Consider the following 16,881-nt stretch of genomic DNA (forward strand, 5'->3'; position numbering starts at 1 on the left):
AGGGTTGGAATTGTTTGACTATCTTGAATACAGAATAGGGGATGCGAAAGAGCGTGATTGGATGCGTGGATGGTAGTCCATATTTAGTGATAGAAAAGTATTTTATATTTATATAAACAAGTTGTGTACAATAAATAAAACCAATGAAAAATATTCCTGATTGGATTGATAAGATAATCGAAGATTTGGTAGAGCCTTCTACGAAACTCAGCGACACTTTACTAAAGGTGCAAGTCTTAGCCTTTAAAATTGAAAATACACAGCTCAAAGAATGGGTGAATCTTGAAATAAACGGCTATGTTGGAAAAGAAAGACCAGACTACAGAAAGATTCCTACTGTTGTTAAGGGAAATCTTATTCAAGATGCAGGCTTTCAAGGAATTTGGACAAAGAAAAGTGTTAGCTTACCAGTTGAATATTTGGATCAAAAATATTGGGACGTTTTAATGTCAATAAAGATGGACTCAAGTGTTTCTGAACTTGAGAAAATGGTGGCAGACAAGGGAAGTTACCAAGTGAATCTACCACACGCAATAGCACAAGAGTTTTCTAAAATCATGAATCCATGGCATGTGGACTCAGCTTGGCAAAAGATTAGCAATAATTCGATTGAAGGAATATTATCTACAATCAAATCAACTCTTTTAAATTTCCTTTTAGAATTAAATAAAGAATTTGGCGATAATGACAATTTATCGATAATGAAAAAGAAAGATGAAGTTGAAAGTATCTTCAACAAAACGATTGGAACTATAAAGAGTGACAATGTCAATATCTCAATTGGAAATAAAACTGCTCAAGCGGTAAACTATGGAGATAAATCACAAGTAAACGTCGGGGCTGGAGATAACGTGACTCAATCCATTAACGCAGAAATGAATGCAGAAATTCAAGAGTTCATAGATTTGTTAAAAAAGCAGATGGCCAATTTAGGATTGGACATTGAAGAAAAAGAAGATATTATAAATGAAGTCGCTAGAGTTGAAACCCAGATTGCTAGAGAAAGTCCGAAAACGAATATTATAAATGGTGCTTTATCAACTATTAAAGGAATACTGACTGGTATTGCAGCTAATGCATACACTCCTATCGTTCTTGAAAAACTTGGTGACCTTATGTCAAAATTTTAAATAAAAACTGTACACAATAATACCTATAAGCAATAGAGCCCTTAGGGACGCTTCTGCTCATAGCCAAACCGTTGGGCATAATTTGAAAAAATATGGGAGTTGAAATAATAGGAGCTTTAGTTTCTGCAATTTTCGGATTACTCTTCGGGGTTTTTCAACCTTTATTGAATAAAATAATTTATCCAAAAGCTGAAAAATATTATTTAGAAAATCCAGAAAGTAACTGGTCAAAATTTCTTCAGCAAATTTTCATTTTTAATAAAGACAAAAACAAACCTTTCAAAGAAAGATTATCTCATTCATTAAGTACTCTGAAAAATGCAACGGAAGAAATCGATGGGGTAATAGAAGAAATTTCAAAAATCAGCAAAGAAAAACAGCAAACCATTGAAAAGTTAGAAACTACTTTGACAGAGTTAGAAACTAGAGAAAATGATTTAAAAGAAAAAATATCGACAATGGAAAAAATTCCAGTTGAATCTTTAAAGCACTTCGAAGAAATTTTAAATAAAGGAAATAAAAGAAGTGCTACTAGAGATTACGTGATTTTTGTTTCCGGTATTATTCTAACAACAATTATTGCAATTTTGCTTAACAAATTTATGTAGATATGACCGACAAAAAACTTGAGGGTTGGGGATTAATTTTAATTCTTGTTTCCTTTGGTTGGCAATTCCTTGAAGTAAACTTGACTGATTTATCTAATGAAGTGGATAAATATCAGCTTCACGAAAAAGTTGACGATTTATATATGATTATCGCTGATGCATATTCTAATAGTGAATTCAATAATAGTCAAGTAAGAAGTTCTGTTGACTTTGAAACAATTAATAGAAATTGGAAATATTGGAAGGGGTTAAAAAGGGAAAAGGAGAGTTTAGTTGGACAACTAAAATGGACTTTCTATTTAAAGTCACTTCTTTTTATAATAGGTAGTATCTTTTTGATTATTCCAAAATTCAGAGCAATAAAGGAATAATAAAACTGCGTAGAAAAATGGCTATATGTAATAGTTAGGTTTAACCAACTCCCAAGACCCATGAAATTCCTCCTCGCACCCGATAAATACAAAGGCTCCTTAACCGGGCAGGAATTCTGCGAAGCGGTGGCCAGTGGGATCCTAAAAGTCTTTCCCCAGGCGGAGATCGTAAAAAGACCCTTGGCGGATGGTGGGGATGGCACCATTGAGGTGGTGAGCCATTACCTGAATGCTTCCTCCGTTCCCGTGCGGGTGCATGATCCCTTGTTCCGAGAAAAAGAAGCCCATTATTTGCTTTCCCAAGACAAACACACCGCTTTTATTGAAATGTCCGAAGCCTCGGGTTACAAATTGCTCCAAAAGTCGGAAATGAACTGTATGCACACCACCACGTTGGGCACTGGCGATTTCATTTTGGACGCCTTGGAAAAAGGGGCAACAACCATCGTTTTGGGTATCGGTGGGAGTGCCACCAACGATGGCGGTATGGGCATGGCCCAAGCGTTGGGGTATCGGTTTTTAGATGCCGAAGGCAACGCGTTGGAACCAGTGGGCAAAAACTTGGGACTGGTGGCTCAAATCGATACGGAAAAGGTGCATCCGCAGTTGTCCAAAGCTAAAATTCAAGTGGCCTGCGATGTGAACAATCCGTTTTATGGGGAACAGGGTGCTGCTAAAATTTACGGTCCGCAAAAAGGGGCCTCACCCGATGAGGTGGCCTTTTTAGATCAAGGATTGGAACAGTTCGCCAAAGTCCTTCACACCACTTTTGATATGGATGTACAGCAAATTCCTGGAGCAGGTGCCGCTGGGGGTGTTGGGGGAGGGGCCGTGGTGTTCCTGAACGCCAGCCTGACCTCTGGGGTGGATTTGGTGATGCAGTTGGCCAATTTTGAGGAAGTGGTACAAGGCGCCGATTGGGTCATTACCGGGGAAGGCCAGTTGGATGGACAAACCTTTTCGGGCAAAACCATCAATGGGGTGATCAAGGCCGCGCAAAAATATCAGGTACCCGTGGCCGCCTTTTGCGGTTCGGTAGATGTGACGATTGCGGAAATGCAACACATGGGATTGGATTATGCCGTTTCCATTTTAAACCAGATCGGCAATTTGGATGAGGCCAAGGCCAAGAGCTTTCAAAACTTGGAACTGACCAGCTATAATTTTGCCCATCTGCTCAAAACAAGCAAAGCTTAGGCATTTTTGGCTAGTGCAACGGCCCTCGTTGCATCTTGAATTCCAAGGATGTTTTCACCGTTTTCCATTCGTTCTCCAAGATGGAAAATACAACCGTGTCCCTTAAATTTCCTAGTGCGTCAATGCGGTGGTTCCTTAAAATACCATCTTGTTTGGCGCCCAAGCGCTGAATGGCGTTTCGGGACGGGTGGTTGTGAAAATGCGTACGGAATTCTACGGCAACGCAGCCCAAATTCTCAAAGGCGTATTTCAGCAACAGGTATTTGCACTCCGTGTTCACCCCGGTGCGCTGTACTTTTTTGGCATACCAGGTAGAGCCGATTTCCAGCCGTTTATGTGCGGCGTCCACATTCATGTAGCGGGTGGTGCCCACCACGGCATTGGTCTTTTTGTCCACAATGGTAAAGGGGAGCGATTTGCCTGACTCTAGTTCCAACAAGGCAGTGTTGATGTAGGCATCCGTGGTAGCAGGAGTGGGGACGGAGGTGTACCAAAGTTCCCAAAGGTTGCCATCAGATGCGGCAAAGGCCAGATCCACCTTGTGTTCCTTTTTCATGGGCACAAGTTTTACCAAATTTCCTTCAAGGGTAACGGGTTTCAACCAAGGTTGCATAGCTAGTGTTTTGCCCCAAAGATAGGGGGAAATCCTTCGATAATGGCAAACAAAAAAGCCGGGAAAAACTCCCGGCCCTTTGTCAATCAAAAAATAAAACCTGAAAATTATCCTATTTCCTTAAATTCCTCCACAGTGAAGAAATCCTGGTCTTTTTCGTTGATAAAATAGATGCCTTTGCCCACAAAGTACTCCATGGACTTGTCATTTACCTTCACGGCAAAGCCTTTTTCGGTGGGGACCACCTCAAAGCTGTCCGTAACGGATTTGTTGTACTTCAATACCAGATAATGCTCGTAAACATTGTCGTTATCGGAGTCTACCGCAATAAGTTTGGTCACTTTGGCGGCTTCCGTTTTTAGGTCTTTGTTCTCCATATCCCTTGGGTACTTGCGTTGTTCCACCACTTTTACATGGTAGGGCATTTCGGTACCGTTGTGGTCTATGGCAAAGGTTTTAAACGTAGTGGCGTTCATGGTGCCGGACGTTTTGGTTTGTCCAAATCCGACAAATCCGGTCAGTAATAATAGTGTTGCTAGTGTTGTAAATGTTTTCATGGTTTTATTTTTTTTATAGTTAATGAATCGTTTTAAGGGTCTCTGTTGGATTATTTGAGGTAGGAAGTGAACATCCAGTTCCTTTTCTCCAAGTGGGTCATGAACTCGGTCAACATGTTTTCTGTGACCACATCCCCGGTATCCAAGGAAGCGTTAATGCCATCCAGCATGTTGTTGTGTAGGGTTTCAAAATCCCGAAGCACTTCGCGCACCATTTCAATGGCGGTCAGTTCCTTGGATGGTTCCTTGATCTGGGCCATCTCCATGGTTTTTTGTAGGGTGAAGTTGGGTTTCACACCAAATGCCCTGATACGTTCCGCTACCACGTCTATGTTCTTTTTGGTGGTATTGTATTCGTTCTCGAACTCTTCGTGAAGTTCAAAGAACTCGGGACCCTCTACGTTCCAGTGAAAGTTTCGCAACTTGTTGTAGAATACCTGGTAATTGGCCAGCAATGTGTTCAGGGTGACCACGATCTCGGCGGTTTCCAAATAGGTGAATCCCAATTTTTTGAATGTCTTGTTTTTTGCTTTTACGGTTTCCATGTTTTTTGAATTTTTGATTTGACTTCAGTTGATACTGGCACGCAAACAATAGGGTGGAAGGTATCCGACCTAAAATGTTGCGATGCGCTAGTTTTTGTTTAAATAATGGGAAAAGATGTTCCCATGACGAGGATGTCGGTCGGGGTATCGACCTAGAAGACTGTACTCTGTTTTAGTGCTACATCCATACTATTAATATACACTTATATATCGGAAAATCAAGTATTTAACATGATTTAACATAATGTGGTGCACCATGGATGAGAAATTTACTGATTATCTCCAGAGGGAACGATAAACCCTTTTCTCAGGCACTTATAAATATCTGCGGAGATGTCCGTTACATATTCCTTTTGGCTGTCGAAGACTTTTTGCGGCTCCTCGTGCAAGGCATCGTGTTCCTGGATATAAATGATCTCCAATTGGTCGTACATTCTTTTGCCAAGACTGAACCTTTTGATTACGGAGTATTTGTTGATACAGCGAATGGGCATAGCGTTGGGGGTTTGGTATTTCTGTTTAGACACAGGAAAGGGAGGGGAGGTCACATGTTGGGCACCTATATACAATGGGACACACTCCAATTAAGTTTTTTTGATATGTTGGATTTTGATATTTTTAATGAGTGTCCAGAAACCGCAAAATTTTATATAGAATAATTGCTGCATTGTTCATTCTTTTGGGTGCTGCAATTGGTATTTATCTTATCCCGGACCTCATACCTCTAATAAAAAGGACGCCTTATCAATTGCTAGATCCTGAAATTCGTGTCAGAAATAAGTTAGGCATAGATTGGTTTTGGCAATACATTGGTTGGTTTATAACTTACATGATTTTTAGAATAGGGAAATCATTCTACAAAGACAGCCAAAAACCCACCAATACTGGCAACTAAATCAATGGTTTGTCCACACGATATTTTTTTAAATATATAGTTCCCTTTTTTAAACATTTCCATCCGTTTACAAACGAAAGCAAACAATTTCAAACCGAATGAGGTTTTGGACCGTTTCTATGTTTGCCCTGTCGAATGATGACAATTTGATGGCATGAATTGTTTAACGCTAAAATCTTACATCATGAATTCACTTAAAAACAAAGTACAGTTGATTGGAAACTTGGGCAATGACCCTGAAATGGTAACGCTTGACAATGGCAGCAAACTGGCCAAATTCTCTTTGGCCACCAATGAAACCTATAAAAACGCCGAAGGCGAAAAGGTAACGGATACCCAATGGCACAACATTGTGGCCTGGGGCAAGATTGCGGAAATCGCAGAAAATTATCTGGCCAAGGGAAAAGAGGTCATGATCGAGGGCAAATTGATGTCCCGTGCCTATGAGACCAAGGAGGGCGAAAAGCGCTATATCACAGAGATCAAGTGCAATGAACTATTGATGCTAGGAAAGTAGTATTGCATTTTCGATACAGAGGGGGCCATTGCGCCCCTTTTTTTATGCAATTAGGGTAAATCCATTTTAAGTTGTTATAAAACCAAATGAACGGTTCTTTCGTAATTATTCTAAGAACCCAAAAATTTGAAGCTATGAAATATATAGGAACGATTACTGCGATGTTGGCCTTGTTCATCTCGGCATCGGTCTCGGCCCAGGAAAGTCAAGAAAAGGAACAGGACAAACTTTCCTATTACGAACAACGCGCCAAAGAAGATGCTGTTTACGAACAGTCGTTGGCCACCAAGAATGAAGAGGATGAAAAGGATTTCTGGAAAGACCAAAAACGATATGAAAAGGATTTAAGAAAGCGGGACAAGGAAGCCTATAGAGCCTATATGAAAGGAAAACAGGATGCCTATGCCGAACATGCCCAACATTGTGATGATCATTGCCATCATAGCAGGGAATATTACGGTCATGCGCATTTCTACTATACCTATTACGATTATCAGTACCCCAGAAGAACGTATGTGGGTACCGGTGTTCGGGTATCCTCACCACGTGTTGGAATTAGCATTTTTTAGATTTAGTTAGTCAATACAAAAACGCCCCGAATTTTTCGGGGCGTTTTTATTTTATACCGTTTAGTTTTCCTCCAAACCTCCCTTACGTTCGGGTGAACGTGGGGTGGGCCATTCCAGTTGTTCACCTGTTCTGTCGCTAATGGGCAGAACAGCTTTTTCACGATCTGTTTTTTCTGGGTATTCGCTGGCCATGTAAGCCAAGATTGCCGTAAGGATGGCATTGTTACGCACATCATCAAAAATGATCTTGTCATACGTATCCCTGTTGGTGTGCCAGGTATAGTTCCAATACGACCAATTCAAGGAACTCAAGCTGAATGCAGGGGCACCTGCTGCTTGGAATGAGGCGTAATCCGAGCCTCCCCTCGCCGGGGTCCCAGGGAAGGTAGTTTCGATTTCATCCGTGATTTCCTTCGGAACGGCATGCAGCCATTTGCCCAAATAGTCATAGGAATTTAGGAATCCACCACCGGAAATGCGAACAACCCTTCCAGTGCCATTATCCTGATTGAAAACGGCCTGTACGCCTGCAACAATATCAGGATGGTCCTCCACAAAGGCCCTAGAACCGTTGAGTCCCTGTTCCTCACTGCCCCAATGTCCCACCATAATGGTTCGTTTTGGGTTGGGATAGGCTTTTTTCAAAATACGCATGGCTTCCATCATCACCAAAGTACCGGTACCGTTATCGGTGGCTCCGGTGCCTCCGTCCCAAGAGTCGAAATGGGCGGACAGGATCACGTATTCATCTGGTTTTTCAGAACCTTTGATTTCTGCAATGGTATTAAAGGTTGGCGATACCCCTAAATCCTTGGATTCGGCTACCACATGGATCTGTGGTTTTTGTCCGGATTCCACCAAACGGTATAGCATCCCATAATCCTCCAATTCCAAATCCACGGTCGGGATTTTTTTGGTGCGGGCACTGAAAATCTTGTTTACTCCAAAACCTTTGGACCAATAGGATGCAACGATGCCAACAGCTCCGGCAGCTTCCAACGCTTCGGGCAAGGTTCTGGAGTTATACCCCATGTTCTTCATATTGGCGTTCCATGCCTTGTCCATTTCGTCGCGCTCTTTTTTCATTTTTTCGAACGACTTTTCGGTGGCGAATTCTTCCCAGTTGTAGTCTGGCCTTCCCGTAGGTTCCAATTTGGAGACCATGACCATCTTGCCCTTAACCGTGGACAACCATTTTACAAATTCCATGGAATCCTTTACCATAGGTAAAACTACCAATTCGGCAGTGGTCCCTTTTTTGGGTGTGGCGGGGCTCCATGCCAATTGGGTTCCTTGCAGGCTTTGTACCCTTGGGTATACCATATCGATATGCGAAATGCCGCGTTCCCAGCCTTTCCATTCGCCCCATTGTTCGTTTTTGGCGGAAATACCCCAGCCAGCATATTTGGCAACGGCCCAATCATGGGCCTTTTTCATTTGTGGGGTTCCGACCAATCGGGGTCCGATACCGTCCATCAACTCGTGACCTAGGGTTTCGAGTTGGGAGTTTTCATTGGCTTCCTTTAAGATAGCTTGAATGACAGGGTCTTGTTCCTGGGCCAGAAGAAATACGCTGTTGGCCAGCAGCAGTGCGATGAGTAGAGAGGTTTTTCGTAACATGATGGTTTTAATTTGTCCCTAAAATAGAACATAATCGGGAGCTTGGGAAATGGGACAACCAGGAAAAGGGATGGAATAGGAGTAGTGGAGGTGGGGAAGGGTCTAGGCCACTTTCTTCAAAAGGTCAAAACAAGGACATTTGGAACAACGTTTGTTTTCCCCTTTTTTGAATTTTTCACAGCATTTGGATTTCAATTTGCCTTGGGTGGACAAATTCTTCAACAATGCTTTTTTGAGTTTCTTTTTTTCCTTCTTCTTTTTACCCATCACTTGGAACAGAGAAGGCAAAACTAATTATTTTAATTCAATCTAAATAAATAATTAACACAATGAAGTTCAGAATGATTTAAAACCGAAGCGATACCCCCATGGTATTGGGGCCGAAGGAAAGGTTCCAACTGACCTGTTTGGTATTGTTGTTATACTTTTCATCGTATTTCGAATCCAGATACCGGTCAATGGATTCCACAATGAAAATACTGAGTACTGTACTGAAGGCAACATCGGAGAACCAATGGAAATCATCCATGACTCGAACAAAGCCCGGAATCAATCCAACGGTATAGATCCCTGCCTTTACCCATGGATTGTGGAATTGTTTTGCAATGGCATAGGCATTACTGAAGGCCAACATGGCATGACCCGAAGGAAACGAATCATAATTGTAGACGCGGTTCAGGTGGAAGGGATCAAACGTATCCGAGCTTTCTCCACTTTTAGGTCTGGCCCGCCCAATGATACGTTTGCTCACTTGCTGCAAAAATCCGCCAGCGGTTGCAGAGGAAATCAACAAGACCCCGGTTCTCCTCAATTTCTCGTTTTTGGTGAACAATCCTGCCAGATACACCCCGCCAGTCAGCATGTAATTGTTCTCTGGGCTTCCGTATTCGTTTCCATAATCGATGACCAAATCGGGGATATCTTCCCTAAACCCATTTTTCCAATGGTTCACCTCATCATCCACGGTTGCCAACAAAAGGGTGCCTCCCGTCAAATATCCCAAGTTGGCCCAATCATTTCCTTGCCAATGAAAGGGTCTGGAATAAGCATACCCCACACCACCAAAAACATTCCCGATGTCATACGTGAAATCGTTCCACAGGTTGGATTCCTTTTCTTGGCCAAACATGGGATAGGCCATCATCAAGACAAACAAATATTTCAATATTTTCATGAAGGTTGAAAATTTGGATAATCTGCAAAATTACGCATAAATATCCTGTGCCAATCGAAAGGTGTTCGCATGGGCCTCTACAATAATCTTGATTTCAGGGGAATATCCGCCACCCATACTACACTGTACTGGAATATTGGCATCTCGGCAGGTTTGCAGCACAAAGCGGTCCCGTTCCTTACACCCATCTAAAGAAAGAGAAAGGGTGCCTAGTTTATCTGTTTCCAAAACATCTACACCACAAAGGTAAAAGATGAATTCGGGGCGTACCTTTTCCAATAACGAAGGGAGGGTATTTTTTAGGACGGAAAGGTACTCCTCATCTGTAGTGCCCTTCTCCAAAGCAATGTCCAGATTTGAAACTTCCTTTTTGAAGGGATAATTGCCCTTTCCGTGCATGGAAAAAGTAAAAACAGAACGGTCGGTCTGAAAAATTTCGGCGGTCCCGTTCCCTTGGTGTACATCCAAGTCTACCATCAATATGTTGTTGATCTGCTTGTTACGCTGCAAGTATCGGGCCCCGATGGCTTGGTCGTTCAGCATACAAAAAGCTTCCCCGCGATTGGAATAGGCATGGTGCGTTCCCCCGGCAATGTTCATGGCGATGCCATGTTCCAAGGCGAATTCGCATCCTTTTATGGTGCCATCGGCAATGATGCGTTCTCGGAGAACCAGTTCTTTACTCAGGGGAAAACCTATTTTTCTAGCTTCTTTGGAAGGGATCTCCAAGTTCAGCAAATCGTGATAATATCCTGAATCGTGCACGGCCAAAATGTGATGATCTTCAGGAATTGAAGGTTCAAAAAAGTTTTCCTCGCCACAAGTGCCTTCATGCAGCAATTGTTGGGGCAACAGCTCGTATTTGGCCATAGGAAACCGATGCCCGTCCGGTAAATGATGTTTGTAGATGGGGTGATAGGCAATCTTGAGCATGTAAAAAGTTATTTGTGCAGCGCCAACTGGATCCGTTTTCTGGGGACATCCACATCCAACACCTTTACGATCACTTGTTGATGAAGGCTTACATGTTCGTTGACATCCTTTACAAAGGTATCGGATAGGTTGGAAATATGAATCAGGCCGCTTTCCTTGATCCCGACATCCACAAAGCATCCAAAGTTGGTGATGTTGTTCACGATACCCGGTAATAATTGTCCTTGTCTCAGATCTGTAATTTCCCTGATGTTCTGGTCAAACGTGAACACCTTGGCTTTCTCCCTTACGTCCAAACCTGGTTTTTCCAACTCTTTTACAATATCTTCCAAAGTGGGCATGCCAATGGTTTCCGTACAATAGGATTTTAGGTCGATGCGCTGCAGGGCAGCTTTGTTCCCAACGATTTCCTGAAGTGGAATTTTTTGATCCTTGGCCATTTTGGCCACCAAGCTATAACTCTCTGGGTGCACTGAGGAGTCATCCAAAGGATTATCACCACTTTTGATACGCAAAAAGCCTGCACTTTGTTCAAAGGCCTTACCGCCTAAACGGGCCACTTTTTTGATTTCATCCCTGTTTTTGAAAGCCCCATTTTCATTGCGATGGGCAACAATATTTTCGGCGAGTTTGGGACCAATACCAGAAACATAACTGAGCAAAGGAACACTTGCCGTATTGATGTTGACCCCCACGGCGTTCACACAACTTTCCACCACGGTGTCCAAAGAAGATTTCAATTGGGTTTGGTCCACATCATGCTGGTATTGCCCCACCCCAATGGATTTGGCATCGATCTTAACCAGCTCTGCCAAGGGATCGGCCAGCCTGCGACCAATAGAAACCGCTCCCCGTACCGTAACATCATAATTGGGAAACTCATCCCGGGCAATCTTGGAAGCCGAATAGATGGAAGCCCCTGCCTCGCTCACCACGAATACTTCAAGGGGTTTTTTAAAGGGAATGCGTTTGATCAATTGCTCGGTTTCTCGTGATGCGGTCCCGTTGCCTATGGCAATGGCCTCGATTTTATAGGCATCTACCAAGGAACTTATTTTTTTGATGGCCCCAGTCCGGTCATTTTGCGGTGCATGGGGATAAATGGTTTCGTTGTGTTTTAAGTCGCCGTGTTCATCTAAACACACTACTTTACACCCCGTCCGGAACCCAGGGTCGATGGCCAAAATGCGTTTTTCACCCAAGGGGGCACCTAACAGTAATTGCTTTAGGTTTTTGGAGAACACCTGAATAGCGGCCAAATCCGCTTTTTCTTTGGCAACGTTTAAAAGTTCATTGGAAAGGGAAGGGAACAAGAGCCTTTTGTAGGCATCGGCGATGGCCATTTCGATTTGTTCCGCACAGGCATTGTTCGATTTGATTAAGCGCCGTTCTATGTTCTGCAAGGCCCTCTCGTCATCGATTTCGATTTTAACCCGGATGAACCCTTCCTTTTCTGCCCTCATGATGGCCAAAAAACGGTGCGATGGGCAGCGATCCAAAGGTTCGCTCCAATCAAAATAATCCTGGAATTTTTGGGCTTTCTCGTCCTCTTTTTTGGTCTTGATTACCTTGGTGGTGATCAAGGCATAGCGTTCCAACTGGCCACGTAATTGATTGCGGATATCGCCCCGTTCGTTGATCCATTCGGCAATGATATGTCGAGCACCTTCCAAGGCTTCATCTTCATTTTGGACTTCCTTGCTCAAATATCTGGAGGCGATAAATTCGATTTCATCGGCATTTTGCGCCATGATGATTTTCGCCAAGGGTTCCAGACCATTTTTACGGGCCGTTTCCGCTTTCGTTTTTTTACTTTTTTTGAAAGGCAAGTACAAGTCTTCCAAGCTGGTAAGGTCTATGCAGTTCAAAAATTTGGCCTTGAGGTCCGGGGTAAGGGCCTCCTGTTCTTCCACAGCCTTGATGATGACTGCCTTTCTTTTTTCAAGAGCTTCAAATTGGGTCTTGTACTGTACAATGGTCCCGATCTGGACTTCATCCAAATTCCCGGTACGTTCTTTACGGTATCTAGAAATAAAGGGAATGGTACAATCCTCGTTCAAAAGTGCCACGGTATGCTCCACACTTTTTTCCGACAATTGGGTGTGCTGTACGATATAAGGTACGAGTTGCATTTTCTTTTAAATGTAAAGTAGGTTAGACCTCTTTCTTGTTCTTGGGGTTTTTGAAAGAGGTTATAAAACGTTATTGTTTTTTTATGTCAATTGATGGTTTCTCCATTCCCGACCCCATCCTCATCGGGATTCATAAAAATGAGTTTTCCTTCTTGGTTTTCCGTCATCAAGATCATGCCCTCACTTTCCACACCGCGCAGTTTTCGAGGGGCCAAGTTCACCAAAACAGTCACTTTTTTACCAATGATTTCCTCTGGTGTAAAACTTTCGGCAATACCGGAAACGATTGTTCGGGTATCCAGGCCCGTATCTATTTTCAATACCAGCAGCTTTTTGGCCTTAGGCATTTTTTCCGCCTCTACAATGGTGCCTACCCGCATATCCATCTTGGCAAAATCGTCGTAGGTGATGGTGTCTTTTTGTGGTGCGACTTCTTTTTCCATTTGTGCGTTCGATTTTTTAGTGGCTTCCAGTTTGTCCAATTGTTGTTGTATCTCGGTATCCTCGATCTTTCGGAAGAGCAATTCGCTTGGGTTGATGGCGTGTCCGGCAGGGAGTAAAGTGTCTTCTGAGGTGATGTCATCCCACTGAGATGCTGAATCAAGTTCAGCATGACGTAAAATCCCCTTCAATTTAGCCGAGGTAAACGGTAAAAACGGTTCGCTCAACACGGCAAGGCCCGTTGCAATCTGAAGCGCCACATACATGATGGTCTTCACCCGTTCTTCATCAGTTTTGATAAGTTTCCAAGGCTCTTCGTCGGCCAAATATTTATTGCCCAATCGAGCGAGATTCATCAGCTCCTGACTTCCTTCACGGAAACGGTAACGCTCCAAGGAGTTGGACAGGATTTCAGGAAAACTTTTTAGGGCCTCCAAAGTCTCTATATCAACTTCAGAAAAAGCGTTCGGCGTTGGAACAACCCCGTTATAATATTTATGGGTAAGCACGGCAACACGGTTCACGAAATTGCCGAAAATGGCCACTAGTTCGTTGTTGTTGCGTGCCTGATAATCCTTCCATGTAAAGTCATTGTCCTTGGTTTCCGGAGCGTTGGCCGTCAAGGCATAACGAAGTACATCCTGCATATCGGGGAATTCTTCCAAATATTCGTGCAACCACACTGCCCAGTTCTTAGACGTAGACAGCTTGTTGCCTTCCAGGTTCAGGAATTCGTTGGCCGGAACATTTTCTGGCAATATAAAATCGCCATGAGCCTTCAGCATACTTGGGAAAATGATACAATGGAACACGATGTTGTCCTTGCCGATAAAATGCACCAGCTTGGTATCCTTACTTTTCCAATAGGGTTCCCAGTCCTTGCCTTCGCGTTCGGCCCATTCCTTGGTAGACGAAATGTATCCAATGGGAGCATCGAACCACACATAGAGTACTTTGCCCTCGCCACCTTCCACAGGTACGGGTATACCCCAATCAAGGTCACGGGTCACAGCACGGGGTTTCAATCCGTCATCGATCCACGATTTACATTGGCCATAAACGTTGGGTTTCCAATCGGACTTATGACCTTCCAGAATCCACTCTTTTAAAAATCCTTCGTATCGATCCAAGGGCAAAAACCAGTGTTTGGTCTTTTTTAGGGAGGGTATTGTTCCTGTAATGGTCGATTTTGGGTTGATGAGATCGGTAGCATTAAGGGAAGACCCGCAGCGTTCACACTGATCACCATATGCTTCCTCATTACCACATTTGGGGCAAGTACCGATGACGAAACGATCGGCTAGAAATTGCTTGGCCTCATCATCATACAACTGTTCGGTTTCCTCTTCAATAAAATCACCCTGTTCGTACAGTTTTACAAAAAAATCGGAAGCTGTTTTATGATGTATTGCTGCCGAAGTCCGAGAATAATTATTAAAGGAGATGCCAAAATCCGCAAAAGATTTTTTGATGATGCCGTGGTACTTGTCTATGATTTCCTTTGGGGTGACCCCTTCCTTTTTGGCCTTCATGGAGATGGCCACCCCGTGTTCATCGCTTCCACACACAAAGGCGACATCGTTACCCTTGAGCCTTAAATAGCGAGAATAGATGTCTGCAGGGACGTAAACCCCGGCCAAATGCCCAATATGAATAGGGCCATTGGTGTAAGGAAGTGCCGCGGTAATGGTATATCTTGAAGGATTGGTATGCTGGGCCATGAAATCTTTAAATTAGGCCCCAAAAATACTGAATTTAGCGGGATCGGTCATAAAAAAGGAAACCTTCGAGAATGCGACCCGTATTGGGGTGTGGGGTGCATTCTCGAAGGTATCCGAAAATAGATGACAAAGTGTCCCGCTTCTTTAGGAAATCATCACTGATTTACTCATTTTTTTACCACTCACCGAAATCCTATAAATGTATTTTCCGGTGGAAAGGGTGTCGCGCATGCGTTCACGGATGTTGATGTCGGTGGCTCCTTCCAAAACCATCTCATTGAAAATGGTGCCTACCCGCTGTCCCAAAATGTTGAACAGTTCTATATCCACATGGGCCGCAACCGGCATTTCCAAATGGATATACGGTGCGCGGGATTGGGGATAGTAAGGCGTATGGACGATACCTTCCAAAATATCTGGATCTGGGTTTTCTGGATCTGGACTCGGTGGGGTATCTGGCAAAATAGGTGGATCGTTGTCCATGGCGATATCATCAAAGGGTTCGCCACTACAACTAAATCCTAAATCGATGGCCTTGTATTGGTATCCCAACAAGTGTTGTTCCACAGATGTCCTGGGTACACACAACCACTCGGCCAAAACGGTGCCGTATAGGTCCCTGAAATCCATGGTATATTCCAAGTTCCCCCTATTGTTAGGTTCATCAAGGGATGGATGGTCACCCACAAAGGCACTTCCATTCAACCCTGATCCGAAGAAAAGGGTAGGAGCGGCCTTACCGTGATCGGTACCGTTGGACCCGTTTTCAAAAATCCTTCGACCAAACTCGGAGAAGGTCATGCTCAATACCTTGTCGTCTTGTTGGGTAAAGGCAATATCCTCATAAAAGTTATTGATGGCAATAGATAGATTGGACATCAACCTTTCATGTACGATGGGTTGGTTACCATGGGTATCAAATCCTCCCATGGAAATCATGTACACCTTAGTGCCCAAATTACCCTTGATCAATCGGGCCAATAAAGCCAACTGACGGGCAAAGCCATTATCTTGGTATTCCACCTGGTTCTGGCCCCTCATATAGGCATCGTGGATGATTCCGGCATATTCGTAAGTGGTATTGGCAACCCCTCTTAAAAAGCGAAGTTGGTCACCATACATACAATCGTCGAACGGTGCATTTTCAATATCATAAAAAGCACCTGTCTGGGCAATTTGTTCCAACTGGTCCACATTGTTGGTCACAAAGGCATAGTTGGTTTCCTCACCTTGGAAAATAAGGTTGGCCAAATTCCCGATTTGGATGGCCGCAGGGGCCGCTGGTGGGTTAATGAGGTAATCTGGATAGAGTTCCTCAAAGTGCCTACCCATCCATCCGGTGTTTTCTCCTGAAAAACCAGTGGTGGTCAAATCGGTATTGGCAAAAATATCCGATCCCGTAAAGTGGGAAAGACTTTGGTTTTCATACCCTACGCCATGCACTGCCTTGAACTGTCCATCTCCCCAAAGGGATTCCAGGGCGCTCATGTAAGTGGGCACCCCAAAATCGTTGGTAAGTTTTAGGACCTTACTTTCAGGAATATAGATGTTGGGCCTTGCATTGGCATAAGAATCATATTGTTGGATCGGGATAACGGTACTCAAACCGTCATTACCTCCCGATAATCTGATCAAGATTAAAATGTTGTCGGTCTCCGCTGCCGCCACGGCTGCTGTAAAAGGGGACGGGGCAGAGGCTGAAATCAAATGGCTCCCCAAGAACATGGAACCTGAACCTGCAATTCCGAGGGCCTGTAAAAAGGACCTTCGGCTCCATTTGGTGTGTTCTTGGTCATGGCCTTCATGCTCAAGGCCTTTGTATGGGGATGTATCGTGGGTGTGATGGGTATCGCACATG

Annotated in this window: 17 protein-coding genes; 6 read left to right on the top strand and 11 right to left on the bottom strand. The window is 43.7% G+C overall.

The features are described from left to right. The first annotated feature begins 143 nt into the window (after positions 1-143). The 4 genes from D2V05_RS03760 (at position 144) to D2V05_RS03775 (ending at position 3,306) form a co-directional block, all read left to right on the top strand. Positions 144-1,130 (top strand): AbiTii domain-containing protein, encoded by a 987-nt coding sequence (locus tag D2V05_RS03760; RefSeq protein ID WP_119646212.1) that lies wholly within the window; start codon positions 144-146, stop codon positions 1,128-1,130. A 92-nt stretch (positions 1,131-1,222) separates the two neighbouring features. Then, positions 1,223-1,738 carry a hypothetical protein gene (locus D2V05_RS03765; protein ID WP_119646213.1) on the top strand — a complete coding sequence of 172 codons (516 nt, stop codon included), beginning with the start codon at positions 1,223-1,225 and terminating at the stop codon, positions 1,736-1,738. Between the two features lie 2 nt (positions 1,739-1,740). Then, positions 1,741-2,109 (top strand): hypothetical protein, encoded by a 369-nt coding sequence (locus D2V05_RS03770; RefSeq protein WP_119646214.1) that lies wholly within the window; start codon positions 1,741-1,743, stop codon positions 2,107-2,109. Positions 2,110-2,169: 60 nt separating this feature from the next. Continuing rightward, positions 2,170-3,306 (top strand): glycerate kinase, encoded by a 1,137-nt coding sequence (locus tag D2V05_RS03775; RefSeq protein WP_119646215.1) that lies wholly within the window; start codon positions 2,170-2,172, stop codon positions 3,304-3,306. Between the two features lie 10 nt (positions 3,307-3,316). Here the strand turns inward: D2V05_RS03775 and D2V05_RS03780 are convergent, their stop codons facing one another. The 4 genes from D2V05_RS03780 to D2V05_RS19560 all read right to left on the bottom strand — a co-directional run bounded on the left by D2V05_RS03780 (position 3,317) and on the right by D2V05_RS19560 (position 5,515). Further along, on the bottom strand, positions 3,317-3,919 hold the full coding sequence (locus D2V05_RS03780) for a GNAT family N-acetyltransferase (RefSeq protein WP_119646216.1): 603 nt from the start codon (positions 3,917-3,919) through the stop codon (positions 3,317-3,319). Between the two features lie 107 nt (positions 3,920-4,026). Further along, positions 4,027-4,476 carry a hypothetical protein gene (locus D2V05_RS03785; RefSeq protein WP_147378221.1) on the bottom strand — a complete coding sequence of 150 codons (450 nt, stop codon included), beginning with the start codon at positions 4,474-4,476 and terminating at the stop codon, positions 4,027-4,029. A gap of 50 nt (positions 4,477-4,526) precedes the next feature. Beyond that, complete coding sequence (locus D2V05_RS03790) at positions 4,527-5,021, bottom strand: Dps family protein (protein WP_119646218.1); 495 nt, start codon at positions 5,019-5,021, stop codon at positions 4,527-4,529. A gap of 269 nt (positions 5,022-5,290) precedes the next feature. Then, complete coding sequence (locus D2V05_RS19560; RefSeq protein ID WP_147378222.1) at positions 5,291-5,515, bottom strand: hypothetical protein; 225 nt, start codon at positions 5,513-5,515, stop codon at positions 5,291-5,293. 585 nt (positions 5,516-6,100) lie between these two features. Here D2V05_RS19560 and D2V05_RS03805 point away from each other — a divergent pair. After that, positions 6,101-6,433, top strand: coding sequence for a single-stranded DNA-binding protein (locus D2V05_RS03805; protein WP_119646221.1), 333 nt, complete (start codon positions 6,101-6,103; stop codon positions 6,431-6,433). 134 nt (positions 6,434-6,567) lie between these two features. Then, positions 6,568-7,002, top strand: coding sequence for a hypothetical protein (locus D2V05_RS03810; RefSeq protein WP_119646269.1), 435 nt, complete (start codon positions 6,568-6,570; stop codon positions 7,000-7,002). Between the two features lie 60 nt (positions 7,003-7,062). Here the strand turns inward: D2V05_RS03810 and D2V05_RS03815 are convergent, their stop codons facing one another. The 7 genes from D2V05_RS03815 to D2V05_RS03840 all read right to left on the bottom strand — a co-directional run bounded on the left by D2V05_RS03815 (position 7,063) and on the right by D2V05_RS03840 (position 16,880). Continuing rightward, positions 7,063-8,622: a M20/M25/M40 family metallo-hydrolase gene (locus D2V05_RS03815; protein ID WP_119646222.1), complete on the bottom strand. Its 1,560-nt coding sequence runs from the start codon at positions 8,620-8,622 to the stop codon at positions 7,063-7,065. Between the two features lie 102 nt (positions 8,623-8,724). Beyond that, complete coding sequence (locus tag D2V05_RS19765) at positions 8,725-8,889, bottom strand: hypothetical protein (protein WP_220473534.1); 165 nt, start codon at positions 8,887-8,889, stop codon at positions 8,725-8,727. Between the two features lie 79 nt (positions 8,890-8,968). Beyond that, positions 8,969-9,796, bottom strand: coding sequence for a phosphatase PAP2 family protein (locus D2V05_RS03820; RefSeq protein WP_119646223.1), 828 nt, complete (start codon positions 9,794-9,796; stop codon positions 8,969-8,971). Positions 9,797-9,826: 30 nt separating this feature from the next. After that, the gene (locus tag D2V05_RS03825) at positions 9,827-10,729 is read right to left on the bottom strand and encodes a histone deacetylase family protein (protein WP_119646224.1); all 903 of its coding nucleotides are present in this window, start codon (positions 10,727-10,729) and stop codon (positions 9,827-9,829) included. A gap of 8 nt (positions 10,730-10,737) precedes the next feature. Beyond that, positions 10,738-12,861, bottom strand: a complete 2,124-nt coding sequence (locus D2V05_RS03830; protein WP_119646225.1) for a Tex family protein — start codon at positions 12,859-12,861, stop codon at positions 10,738-10,740. 86 nt (positions 12,862-12,947) lie between these two features. Then, the gene (metG, locus tag D2V05_RS03835) at positions 12,948-15,023 is read right to left on the bottom strand and encodes a methionine--tRNA ligase (protein WP_119646226.1); all 2,076 of its coding nucleotides are present in this window, start codon (positions 15,021-15,023) and stop codon (positions 12,948-12,950) included. Positions 15,024-15,167: 144 nt separating this feature from the next. Continuing rightward, positions 15,168-16,880: a DUF1501 domain-containing protein gene (locus tag D2V05_RS03840; RefSeq protein WP_119638872.1), complete on the bottom strand. Its 1,713-nt coding sequence runs from the start codon at positions 16,878-16,880 to the stop codon at positions 15,168-15,170. Position 16,881: the final 1 nt, after the last annotated feature.

It is taken from the genome of Flagellimonas pelagia (assembly GCF_003584135.1).
Lineage (GTDB): Bacteria > Bacteroidota > Bacteroidia > Flavobacteriales > Flavobacteriaceae > Flagellimonas > Flagellimonas pelagia.